12 protein-coding genes are annotated in these 11,360 nt (G+C 63.2%); 3 read left to right on the top strand and 9 right to left on the bottom strand.

The window, feature by feature from the left end; all coding sequences use genetic code 11:
* The first annotated feature begins 28 nt into the window (after positions 1-28).
* On the top strand, positions 29-925 hold the full coding sequence (locus JMY28_RS21955) for a lysozyme inhibitor LprI family protein (protein WP_201698014.1): 897 nt from the start codon (positions 29-31) through the stop codon (positions 923-925).
* 6 nt (positions 926-931) lie between these two features.
* On the opposite strand, the gene JMY28_RS21960 is transcribed toward JMY28_RS21955, so the two are convergent.
* The 7 genes from JMY28_RS21960 to JMY28_RS21990 all read right to left on the bottom strand — a co-directional run bounded on the left by JMY28_RS21960 (position 932) and on the right by JMY28_RS21990 (position 7,847).
* Entirely contained in the window at positions 932-1,822 is an 891-nt protein-coding gene (locus JMY28_RS21960; protein ID WP_201698015.1) for a type 2 periplasmic-binding domain-containing protein, read from the bottom strand.
* On the bottom strand, positions 1,815-2,675 hold the full coding sequence (locus tag JMY28_RS21965) for an ABC transporter permease (RefSeq protein WP_236596978.1): 861 nt from the start codon (positions 2,673-2,675) through the stop codon (positions 1,815-1,817). The genes JMY28_RS21960 and JMY28_RS21965 overlap by 8 nt, the downstream gene beginning before the upstream one ends.
* Positions 2,668-3,444 (bottom strand): ABC transporter ATP-binding protein, encoded by a 777-nt coding sequence (locus tag JMY28_RS21970; RefSeq protein ID WP_236596986.1) that lies wholly within the window; start codon positions 3,442-3,444, stop codon positions 2,668-2,670. The genes JMY28_RS21965 and JMY28_RS21970 overlap by 8 nt, the downstream gene beginning before the upstream one ends.
* 62 nt (positions 3,445-3,506) lie before the next feature.
* Positions 3,507-4,592, bottom strand: a complete 1,086-nt coding sequence (locus tag JMY28_RS21975; protein ID WP_201698017.1) for an ABC transporter substrate-binding protein — start codon at positions 4,590-4,592, stop codon at positions 3,507-3,509.
* A gap of 215 nt (positions 4,593-4,807) precedes the next feature.
* Positions 4,808-6,247, bottom strand: coding sequence for a 3-deoxy-D-arabino-heptulosonate 7-phosphate synthase (locus JMY28_RS21980; RefSeq protein WP_201698018.1), 1,440 nt, complete (start codon positions 6,245-6,247; stop codon positions 4,808-4,810).
* A 95-nt stretch (positions 6,248-6,342) separates the two neighbouring features.
* A complete protein-coding gene (locus JMY28_RS21985; RefSeq protein WP_201698019.1) occupies positions 6,343-6,867 on the bottom strand; it encodes a DUF6496 domain-containing protein in 525 nt (174 codons plus the stop codon).
* A gap of 68 nt (positions 6,868-6,935) precedes the next feature.
* Positions 6,936-7,847, bottom strand: a complete 912-nt coding sequence (locus JMY28_RS21990) for a LysR family transcriptional regulator (RefSeq protein ID WP_201698020.1) — start codon at positions 7,845-7,847, stop codon at positions 6,936-6,938.
* Positions 7,848-7,968: 121 nt separating this feature from the next.
* Between JMY28_RS21990 and JMY28_RS21995 the strand changes: the two genes are divergently transcribed.
* A complete protein-coding gene (locus tag JMY28_RS21995) occupies positions 7,969-8,907 on the top strand; it encodes an alpha/beta hydrolase (RefSeq protein WP_236596979.1) in 939 nt (312 codons plus the stop codon).
* Positions 8,908-8,915: 8 nt separating this feature from the next.
* On the opposite strand, the gene JMY28_RS22000 is transcribed toward JMY28_RS21995, so the two are convergent.
* Positions 8,916-10,454: an MltF family protein gene (locus JMY28_RS22000; protein ID WP_201698021.1), complete on the bottom strand. Its 1,539-nt coding sequence runs from the start codon at positions 10,452-10,454 to the stop codon at positions 8,916-8,918.
* A 131-nt stretch (positions 10,455-10,585) separates the two neighbouring features.
* Positions 10,586-10,966, bottom strand: coding sequence for a hypothetical protein (locus tag JMY28_RS22005; protein ID WP_201698022.1), 381 nt, complete (start codon positions 10,964-10,966; stop codon positions 10,586-10,588).
* Between the two features lie 162 nt (positions 10,967-11,128).
* Between JMY28_RS22005 and JMY28_RS22010 the strand changes: the two genes are divergently transcribed.
* A complete protein-coding gene (locus JMY28_RS22010) occupies positions 11,129-11,338 on the top strand; it encodes a hypothetical protein (RefSeq protein WP_201698023.1) in 210 nt (69 codons plus the stop codon).
* Positions 11,339-11,360: the final 22 nt, after the last annotated feature.

Raw genomic sequence — 11,360 nt, forward strand, 5'->3', positions numbered from 1 at the left:
CGCTGGCGTGCGCCGCACGGAGGCGTGTATGCGTAGCGCGTGGCGTTCGCCGACCTTGCACAGCCTGACGCGTGTGTGGCTATTTGCTGCGCTGCTCATGCTCCCTGCCGTATCGCGGGCAATGGAGTTCAAGATCTATTACCAACCCGATCTAAAACTGAAGGTGATCATCGGGAAGGGAAAGATTCAGAGCGGCGACGCCGAAAAATTTCTGGCGGCCGCCAAACTTGCCGGCCGTGATAGCGAAGGGCATGTTCTCCTGGTCCTTGATAGCCCGGGCGGAAATGTCGAAGCGGCTTTCAGGGTTGTGGATGCAATGGATCAGGTCAGGGTATATACGGCCGTCCCGGATCATGCGAGGTGCGCGTCCGCATGTGCTTCGATTCTGTTCGCCTCGGGGGAGCGTAGAAGTGTCGTGGGCACGGGACAGCTCGGCTTTCACAGCTGTTATCGGCGCGCCGGGAGCACGTATGCCGAGGACTCGCTCTGCAACGAAATCATCGCGGCGAACGCCATGCAACGGGGCGTGAGCCACGCCGGCATCAATCGCTTCGTCAAGCAATACGGCGCGGCGGACATGGCGTGGGTAGGGCGCAATATCGCGTGCACCTCGCTTCAAGGGCTGTGCAGGCCTGGGTTGCTGGAAACGCAACCCGCAACGAAAGCGGCGCTGACGCAAAGCTTCGATTGCAGCGAACTCATCTCTGCTCAGGCACAGCTTGTTTGCGGAGATTCCGAGCTTGCCCGCATCGATAAAACCATGGCCGAAGTCTTTAACCAGAAGCTGATGGTATCGACTAATAAAGCCCGGCTAAGAGCAGCGCAACGGGCGTGGCTTCGAAACTCGCGTAATGCGTGCGGTGACAAAGCGTGTCTGTTGAAGAGCTATCAGGTTCGGCTGGCTGAACTGAAGCGGAACGGCTAGTGGTAACTAATGGCAATAGAGATCGTTTTCAGCATTGAACATGTCGAACGCAAGGCTTATCGCCTGATCCTTGCGCACGGTCGCGAGCCACCGGCTACGCCGCCATTGCGTCACCGTGTTGTCGACAAAGACGGCGCTTGCCGCATCGCCCGCGCGCGTCGCGATGAACGCCGCCTGCGCAGCAATCGTTCCGGGCAGCGGGCGATAGTAGGACCAGTCTGCCTGTTTGAGCAGCCCTTCGATCACGAACTCGTCGTCGACCAGTGCGGCGCAATCGCCCGCCTGGAACGCCAGCAGGGCATCGAGCGGCCGGTCGAAACCGTGCACACTCGCGTGGAACTCGCGCGCCGCACGAGCGGCATACGGGTTGCCTTGCGACGCGCAAATCGCGCGGCCGCGCAGGTCGCGCCATGCCCGCACATTGCCGTGGTTCAGGACGAGCGCCATGCCGCGGCCGCTTGTGTACGAAGCCGGTGCGAACGCCACTCGCGCGTCGGGCGAGAAGCTCAGGCCGGCGATGGCGGCATCGGCCTTCCCTGACTGCAGGGCGGCGCGCGCGGCCGCCGGTTCGGCCAGCAGATACTGCACGGGCAGCCCCACGCGGCGGGCGAGGTCGGAAGCGAGCGCAGCCGCGAACGGATCGGGCGCGCCGACCGTGCGGTCGACCTTGCCGACGTAAAGCGTAGGCGCGGGGCGCGGCGGCACCGCCACGATCAGCACGCCGCGCGCGGCCGCAGCGGCGAAAGGGCGCTCGTTGTCGAGAAGGTTGCGTGGAAAGTCGTTTTTCAGCGCCCACGCGAGCAGCGCGAGACAGGTGAGCGCAGCCGCTAGCGCGGTGGCCGGCCAGTGCAAGCGCCGCGGAACTGGCGAGGCGGCGAGCGGAGCGTTCCTAGCCATTCTGCGCGAGTCCGACGCGCCAGCGCAGCAGTTGCCGCTCCAATATCGACAGGCTCTGATTGATCAGCAGTCCAAAGATGGCGAGCAGGACGATGCCCGCGTACATGTCGGGAATCTGAAACGTCTCTTGCGAATTGAGCGTATAGAAGCCGAGCCCCGAACGCGCACCGATCATCTCCGCCGCCACCAGCGCGGTAATGCTGTAAGCGCCCGCGAGGCGCACGCCCGTGAGGATCTGTGGCAGCGCTGCAGGCAACACCACCTTCGTCGCGATGAAGCGCTGCGAAGCGCCCATCGAGCGCGCGCAGTCGATCAGCACGCGCTCGACCTGCTTCACGCCCGCAATGGTATTGAGCAAGACCGGCCAGAACGCGGCCCACACGACAATGGCGATCTTCGACGATTCGCCAATGCCGAGAAACAGCATGAACACGGGAAAGAGCGCGAAGGCCGACACCTGCCGCAGCAGTTGAAAGACGGGGTCGACAACACGTTCGACGCGCCGGAACCAGCCCAGCAGGAAGCCGCACACAATACCGCCCGCCACGGCGAGCAGCAGGCCGCTAAGGGATCGCACGGCGCTGGCGCCGATATGCGTCCACGCGTCGCCGTTTTCGAAAAGCCGCGCGATCGCGAGAGCGACCTGCGAAGGCGGGCTCAGATAAGCCGCATTGACCACGCCGAGCCGGGGCAGCAGCTCCCATAACAGCAGGAAGGCGACGAGCGCAATGGAGCGCTCGACACCGACGCAAACACGGGCGATGGACGAGCGAACGCGCACGCGCCGGGCGCCGCGAGGCAGAAGAGCGGGCGATTGGCGGACCGCGCCTGGGTCGGACATCGAATCAGACATGATGGGCTCCAGTCACTGCGTGCGCTTCGGGTTCCGCCGTACGCCGCGCGTCGAGCTCCGTGCTGAGGCTTTCCCATGCGCGCTGCCGCAACGCGATGAACGCCGGCGAGTGACGCAACGCGGCGTCACGCGGGCGCGGCAGATCGACGTCGATGATCTCTTTCACGCGCCCGGGGCCACGGCCGAGTATGGCGATGCGATCGGAGAGAAAGATCGCCTCGTCGATGCTGTGCGTAACGAACACGACAGTCGTCGCGCTTTGCTCCCAGATCGCGAGCAATTCCTGCTGAAGCAATTCGCGCGTCTGCGCGTCGAGCGCGCCGAACGGTTCGTCCATTAGTAAAATTTCGGGGCCATACGCAAGCGCGCGTGCGATGGCCACGCGCTGGCGCATGCCGCCGGAAAGCTGATGCGGATAGTGATCGGCGAACTCCAGCAGGCCCACGAGGCGCAAAAAGCGTTCGGCCTCGCTGCGCCGCCCGGCGCGCTTCATGCCGCGAATTTCCAGCCCCGCTTCCACGTTCCTGCGCACGGTGCGCCACGGAAAGAGCGCATAGCCCTGGAACACGAAGCCGAGTTTTTGCCGCACGGCGCTCACGGGCTCCCCGTCCACGCGAATATCGCCCGAGGTTGGCGGCGTGAGGCCGGCGAGCACGTTCAGGAACGTCGACTTGCCGCACCCGCTTGGACCCAGCAGCGAAATGAATTCGCCTTCGCGCACGGCGAGATCGAAACGCTTGAGCACCGTATGGTGCGTGTCCGTTTGCACGTTGCTATAAGTGAGCGAGAGATCGCGCGTGACGATCTTCTCGCGTAGCGCGGTCGTCGTGCTCACGAGCGTGTTCCGTTCGGCGATGTCGTCACACTGGCCTGGGCCTCGTGCTTCGCAAACGGATTGAAGTCGTTCGTGTAGACATCCTTGACGTTGACCTTGCCCTTCGGAATCTTGCCGGCCTGTTCAAGGATGTCGATGTAGTACTGGATGGGCGGCTCCGTGACCACGAGGTCCTTCACGTAGGCATAGCGCTCCACGAGCCGGACGTCGATACCAAGCCGCTCGGCCGTGAGCTTGCGCGCTTCGTCGGGATGCGCGTTGACCCAGTTGCCCGCCTTCGCGATGGCGGTGACGAAGTCGCGCACCGCCTGCGGGTGGGCGCGCGCGAACGCGCCGTTCACGCTATAGGGCGCCATGCCGCCAAGACCGTGGTCTTCGTCCCAGTCGCTCCACAGCTTGCGCAATTGCGGATCGGCTTCGGCCGAGCCGGAAAAGGGCGGATGAATGATCGCAACATCCACGTTTTTCGTGACGAGCGCCTGCTCGGACTGATTGTCAGGCACGACGAGCCAGTTGACCTTCGAGACATTCACGCCGTGCTGCGCCAGATACTTTTTGGTGACGAACTCCGCGCACGCGCCGAAGCTGTTGAACGCCACTGTTTTACCTTCAAAGTCCTTCGGCCCGAGAATTCCCGAATCCTTGCGCACGAAATACTTCATGTGCGGCGCGTCGGGCAGCGTTTCGCCGCCCGCGGAAATGACCTTGATATCCGCGCCGCTGGCAATCGCGGAGATGACGAGCGGCACCATGCGCGTGCCGAAATCAATATCGCCGGTGCCCACGAGCGGAATGATCTGCGGCGCGGAGATCTTGCCGACATATTTGGGTCGCGTGCTCGTGTTGTCGAAATAGCCCAGCTTGTCAGCGAGATAGACAAGATCGAACGCGGGATTGTCGGGATACTTGAAATACGTGATTTCCTGCTGCGCCGACGCCTGGCTTTTCGATGCGGCCGTGTCTTGCGCCTGATCTTCATGCGGCTTGCAGCCGCTTTGGAGAATCAGGGCGGCGGCAGCGCACGCGGTAAGCAGGAGGGTTCCGGCACGGCGCCGACGGATATTCGAGGAGAACGCCTTCATGGGCTCAGGCTCGGCAACGAGCAGGGTAGTTGAGTGAATGGACGATGCTCGATGATTGTCGATCTGCAAGGGTTACAGGCAAACCAACGAATTATGATTTGCTTAGTTGTTCATATCGACAACGCGCCAATTCGTCTGTTTCTGCTGTTACGTCGAAATATCCGCTGCTGCCCTAAGGTGAGCGAGCGGGGAAGTGGCAGGGCAGGCGCGTGCGCTCAACGAGTCTGTTCGTTTGTCGTGCACTGGGAACGTCCCATTGCATCGCGAATCGTGGCCATCAGGTCGTCGGGATGCACCATCAATTCGCGCACGAGGCGCAGCATCGCGTATTGGTGAAGCACGGCATGCCAGCGCGGCGATTGGGTGAGTTGCTGCCAGACCGCATCCAGTATTTCCGGATCTGCACGTTGCCCGTCCCGCTGGGCATTGGCGAATTCAAGGCTCGCCTGTGCCGATAGAAGCTGCATGCGGCTCGCGGCATTGAGCATTCGCGGGGCGCTTTCGGCAGGCGCGTCGCAGCAGTAGAGAATGGCTTTCATCAAGCCGGACTCTTCGGTGCCTTGCGCGCGTAGCGATGCGCCGTTCAACTGCACAGGGCCCTGATGCGTCTCGAACGTGTACACGACGTTGTCTTCGGCGTGCGCGAGCAGTCGCAAACCGCGCATGAGCCGCGGGAGGTCGGTCGTTGCGGACTCGACGGATGACTTCGCTTCGACGAGCAGGCGCACGTTCCAGACCGGCGCGGTATCGAGGGTCTTCGCGTGCAGCCGCTCCAGGAGGACCACGTCCCATTCCGTTTTTGCGCGCTCGTGCTTGCCCGGTATCGAGGCCGGAACGCGCATCGAACTCACGACACGGTAAGCCTGCGGGTTCTCCTGCGCTGCGTTGAGCCGTTGAGCCAGTGCTTCGAGCGCGTGTACGGCCAGCGCTTCGACAGCAGCGCCGCGCCGCTGCGACGCCCGGCCTTGCGCCAAGGCCGCCGGCGTACCCGGCCGTGGACCATAGGCATCCAGTAATGATACGTACTGCTGTACGAGTGGTTCCGACGCCAGGGCTTCGAGCCGGCACAAGCGCGCGAGTGCCGGACTGTCCAGCAGATCAGCCAGCGCGTGCTCGAAATCCGCGTCCTTTGCCGCAAGCTCCGGCGCGGTGAGAAGGGTTCGCAACGTATCGTCTAGCCCAGCGTAGTGCGCCTCGTGGTGCGCAGAAGACGCGGACGAATGCAACTGCGCGAGTGCTTCGCGCAGCCACGCTTGCGGGGCGCGCTGCTGCCTGGCCGGATGCGCGATCGCATTGACTGCGGCATGGATCTGCCGGCGGTCCTGGTCGGCCTGCGCCGAAAGCGACGCAAACTCGCGAACTTGAGGGGCGCGATGCCGCAGAACCATCGCCTGGTAGGCCCGGTCCCCGGAATCGGCGCGTATTGCCTCGGCGATCATGGCGCCGAGCGCCTCGATAAAGCGCGGCTTGAGCGTCGGGTTGGGTGTTGCGCCGTGCGCCGTGGCTTCTCGCACTTGTTCAATGACGAGCGCCAGTGCGCAGGCCGGACTCGCATTTCGAAGCTGCATCCCTGACGCCGCAACATCTTGCGGTAAGCGATAACGACGGGGGACGTCGCGCAGGATGTTTTCGAGCAGCAGGGCGGGAGAGGACATCGGCGGAGTTGTGGCATGCGTGTGCGGGGCGATGAGGCACATAGTCTCATAACCCCGCGTGCAAGCCTGGCCGCCTGAGCCGAGCCTGCGTCGCGCTAGTGGCGTGTGTGCGCGCGTGCGGCGCGTGTCTTCGCGGCCTTTTTTGCCGCGGCGGAACGGCCCGCGGCGCCCTTGGTCTGCGCAGCCTTTTTCGCGGCCGCCGAACGGCTTGCCGCAGGGCGGCGCGCCGCCGCGGTCTTCGCCTGCTTCGACACGGCTTGCGGCGATGCCCCTGCCTTACTCTCGCGCTTGAGCACTTGCGTTGTTGCGCGCGAACGTTTGGCCTTCGATTCCGTGCCCGCGCGGGTCTTTTTCTCGCCGTGGCCTGCCGCGAGATCCTTGGCGGCCTTCTTGCGCGTCGCTTCGCTGGTCTTCCCCTGCGCCGGCGGCTTCAGGTCTACACCGGCGCGGCGCGCCTTCGAGAGGCCGATCGCCACGGCCTGCTTCGCGGAGCGCACGCCATGTTTGCCCTCGCGCACGCGATCGAATTCCTCCTTCACGAATTCGCCGGCCTGGGTGCTTGCGGATTTGCCCGCGCGCTTGTCCGCGCGCGCACGCTCGATCGTTTTCTTCTCGGGCATTTTGGCTCTCCTTAGTCAGTGACCCACTCGTCCCAGCAAGCGCCGTTCCGCGCCTGCGCGGCAAGACATCAGACCGGAACAAAAGCCGGGCGCGGATCAGCCGCGAGGATTTCGGCCACGAAGTCGAGAAACACGCGGGTCTTGTTCGGCAGCCGCCTGCCTGAGGGATGCACGCCGTGGACGGGCAACGACGGCGGCGCGAAATCCTCCAGCACGCTGACGACCGCACCGCTCGCAATCTCCGCTGCGAAGAGCCAGCCGGGCGCCTGCACCAACCCCATATGGGCGAGGACTGCAGCGCGAATCTGTTCCGCGTCGCCGGTGCGGAAATTGCCGGACGGAACATACAGGCCCCGCCCTTCGACATTCGCGAAGCGCCATGCTCGCGGCTCGTGCATGGGCGCGAAAACGACACAGGTATGGTGTTCGATATCTTGTGGCGACTCGGGCCGCCCATGCTTTTCGAGGTATTCCGGCGTCGCGACGACAACGACCGGAGTCGAGGCCAGGTGCCTCGAAATCATCGAGGAGTCGGCGAGCGGTCCGCTTTTGATCGAAAGGTCGAAGCCTTCCTCGACGAGATTGACGTTTCGCTCCGTTGCGGAAAGGTCCACGCACACCTGCGGATATCGGGAGAAAAACACCGGCAGGCGCGGCACGATATACAGCCGGCCAAAAACCGGCGGCACGGTGACGCGAATCAGCCCGCTCGGGGACACCTGGCCGTGCCCGACGGAAGCCTCGAGCTCGGTGAAGTCGCCGATGATGCGCAAGCCCGCTTCATAGACCGACTGACCGGTCGCGGTGAGCGTCATGCTGCGCGATGTGCGTCTGACCAGTTGAGCGCCAAGATAGCGCTCGAGCGACGCGATCTGCTTGCTGACCGCAGGCTGGCCCACGCCAATGTCGCGCGCCGCCGCAGCGAAACTTCCGCTTTCGACGATGCGGATGAAAAGTTTGAGCGCATCGAGCCGGTCCATCTCTTCTTCCCCAAAACTTCCTGGATGGAATGGATTCTATTCCACTTGGCCTTCTTCCATGGCCTGATTGGAATCGATATCGTCATGCCCATCGACCACGCATTCACGCAACGAAGGAGCCATGATGAGCATCGGACAACGCGCAAACCTGATCGAAATGCGGCACAGCCTGAGCGACAGCGACCGTGACGCAGCGAGCGCCGCGATCGCGCGCTCGCAACGGCATTTCAACGAATTCAGTGGAACGATGCGTGAGGCGTACGACGCCATGACCGCGCAGACGCCGGTGGCGGATGGCGTAGGCCTCGAGCGCATCGACCACGCGGACGCAAAAGGGTGGTGGATTCGGCCGCCATCCGCGCCTGCCCGCCGCGCGATCCTGTTCCTGCACGGCGGCGCCTTTGTGCTCGGGTCTGCGAGCGGGTATCGCGGTTTTGCGAGTCAGATCGCGGTGCGCGCTGGCGTTGACACCTTTGTTCTCGACTATCCGCTTGCGCCCGAGCATCCGTTTCCCGCGGCGTACGATGCCGTGCTTGCCGCGCTGCGGTGGTTCGCGAACTGCGGCATACGCGAGGTCGCCCTCGTTGGCGATTCTGCGGGCGGCGGCCTTGCGCTTGCGGTTGTGGGCGTCGAGGAGCGGCGGGCGTTGACCATCGCGAGTGTGGCCGCTTTCTCGCCGTGGGTCGATCTTGCGTTCACGGGGCCGTCGTTCCATAGCGAAGCGACCCAGGACCCCGTCTTGACGCGGCCCGTGCTCGCCAATGCCGCCGCGGCGTATCTTGGCGCTGCCGATCCCACAGATGGACGCGCGTCGCCACTGCATGCCATTGCGAAACACCTGCCGCCCATCGCGCTCCAGGTGGGCACGGACGAACTCCTGCTCGACGACGCGCGGCGTTATGCGACGGCTGCGGCGGAGCAGGGCAACACGGTGCAACTGGAAGTCTACGAAGGACTGCACCACGTGTTCCAGCGATCCACCCATGAGCTGGCGAGCGCCCGGTACGCGTTGGATCAGGTTGCGAGCTTCATCTCGCGAAACTGGACGCTTGACGCTTAAGGCACGCCTCAGCCCTGCTTGCGCACTTGTCCGATGGCGCGATCGCGCGCAGCCTGCGCTTGCTGAACGAGCCGGTAGGCGGCGTAGTACTTGTAGATATTGCGCACGTAAGTGGTCGTCTCGATCCCGATTTTCTCGCCAACCACGATCTCGACGTTGTTGAACCATTTGTCGGGTGAGAGTCCCCGGTCGGCTGCTTCTTTGCGCATCTTCGCGATCCTCGCCGGACCCGCGTTGTAGCTCGCGAACGCGAAGAGCGCGCGGTCCGAGTCGGAAAAATGCGCATCGGGGAAATAGCGGGACATCAGGCGATCCAGGTATTTCGCGCCGGCATGGATGTTCGATTCCGTCACGCGGATGTCGCCGACAGCCAGTTCCTTCCCGGTTGCCGGCATGAGCTGCATGATGCCGATCGCCCCAACGTGACTGCGGGCACTTTGGTTGAGCTGCGATTCCTGGAATCCCTGCGCGGCAAGCATCAATGGATCGAAGTGATATTGCGCACCGTACTTTTCGAAGAGGCCGACCGTTTGCGTGAAGCGCTTCAGTTCTGCTTCCTCGGTATTGCTGGTGATCTGCTTGACGCGCTGCAGTTCCTGTTGCAGGCGCACTTCCGCCACGCTCTGCTTTTTCACGTAGCCAACGTAGAAGTCGTTGATGGCCTGCTGGAGTTTGGGACTCTGCTTGCGAATCGCCCAGCCGATGTAGCCGGCGTCGCGCACAGACATGTTGTCGTGCACAACGATGCCCGGCAGCACCTGCGCCCAGAATTTCGCCTTCCAGTCGTCGACGACGAGGATCTGGACCAGCCCGACATTGAGCATCTCCATGGCGTCCTCGTCCTCGAGCGCGTCGGGCAGCATCACCAGCTTCATCGGCGGCTTGCCGTCTTTTTTGAAGCGTGCGTTCAGGGCGCTCAGGCTCTCGAAGTAGCTGCTGCTCGCGCGTACGTGCACGGTCTTGCCGCTCAGGTCGTCGAGTTTGGCGAGCGCGGGTGACTTCGGACCGGTGACAACCAGTTCGCGAACCGCCTTGCGGTCTCGCGGCGCGACGAAGTCGACCTGCTTCAGCCGCGGTTCCGTGGCGGTCAGATTGCCGGCGGCGATGTCGCCTTTCCCGGCAAGGAGACCAGGAATAAGCTGATCGCGTGTCGTCGGGATCATCACGAGCGTCAATGGACGTTTGCCGAGGCTGCTCTGGTACGTCTTGTTCAGGTAGCGCTCGAAGTCGCGCATGAGCCCGGCGGTCAGCCCGCGCTCATGACCGAGTTCGTTGAAATAGAGTGTCCTGCTGTACGGCACCAGTACGCGGATCAACCGGCGGTTGAGCATGGCGTCGAAATCGCCAAACTTAGGCTGGTTCGCGAGGGTGAGCCGGCGGGCTGCGGCGTCAGCAGGCGGCGCTGGAGCACTGGCTGGCGCTGTTGCCGCGGCCTGTGACGCAACGGCTTGCGCAGGCGTTCCCTGGGCCGCAAGGCAATCTGCCTGCCGGCCGGCAATACCCATGCCGAAAGCCAGGATGATCAGCAACGTATGAACAATACGCATGGCGCCAGGGCGAGTGTTCCGCTCATTCCCATCATGTCACAACCACACAGGCTGAATATTGGCCGATGGTCCTATAGAGCCGGTTTCCCGGCGGCGATCTGGCGCCCGGTTGCGGCGAGTGAGAATAGTCGCTATTTCGCTGACGTCATGACGTCGCAACCGCCGTGGGTGCCGGTGTTTTTCAGGGTAAGCGTAAGCCGGCTGCCCCTGTTCGCCGTGATGATCTGCCCATAGCTCACCGTGGGAATGAACTGGATATCCGGCGCGACCGCCACAGGGGGATTCCTTGCCCCGTCGACGGTCAGGTCGAGTTCCACGGTGACCGAGTCGATTGCGGCGCCCATATCCGGCTTCCGGTCGGCTTGTTCTTTCCTGAAATTGCACAGGCCCGTGAGAATCTGCTCGAGGGCGGTCGGGATATCAACCGGCTTGCCCGGTGGGATCGGCGGTGTGTTGCAGCCAACGATCAAGAAGGGCAAAGCGCAAAGGACCACATATCGGCAGGCGCGCATCGGGTTCCCCTGTTATGAGCCGAAGGATGGCTTTGCCGAAGGGTGCCACGTGTGGACGCCCAGTCAATCGGACCTAGGTCCTAGGCGGAAGCTACATTCCTAAAGCTCGCGTGTGTCCCCGCCGATATCAACGCTTGCGGCTACGACATCAAGGCCAATAGCATGCACATTGAAAGCGATGCCGCGTACCGCTACGGGAGTTTCGGCAAACTGGAAGACCAGTTCGATCAGTCGGTGACGGGCCTTAAAGCGTGCGAGCAAGCCGTGGTGGCGATGATTGGACTGAGGTTCCCCCGGTTTTTCGCCTTCCAGAGGTCACGGGTTATGCAGCCGCATCCCTTGTCCGCTGAGCCACAAGCCAGTCTTGCATGAACTGGGTTGGCGACATGAAACC

Source organism: Paraburkholderia hiiakae, from assembly GCF_904848665.1.
Lineage (GTDB): Bacteria > Pseudomonadota > Gammaproteobacteria > Burkholderiales > Burkholderiaceae > Paraburkholderia > Paraburkholderia hiiakae.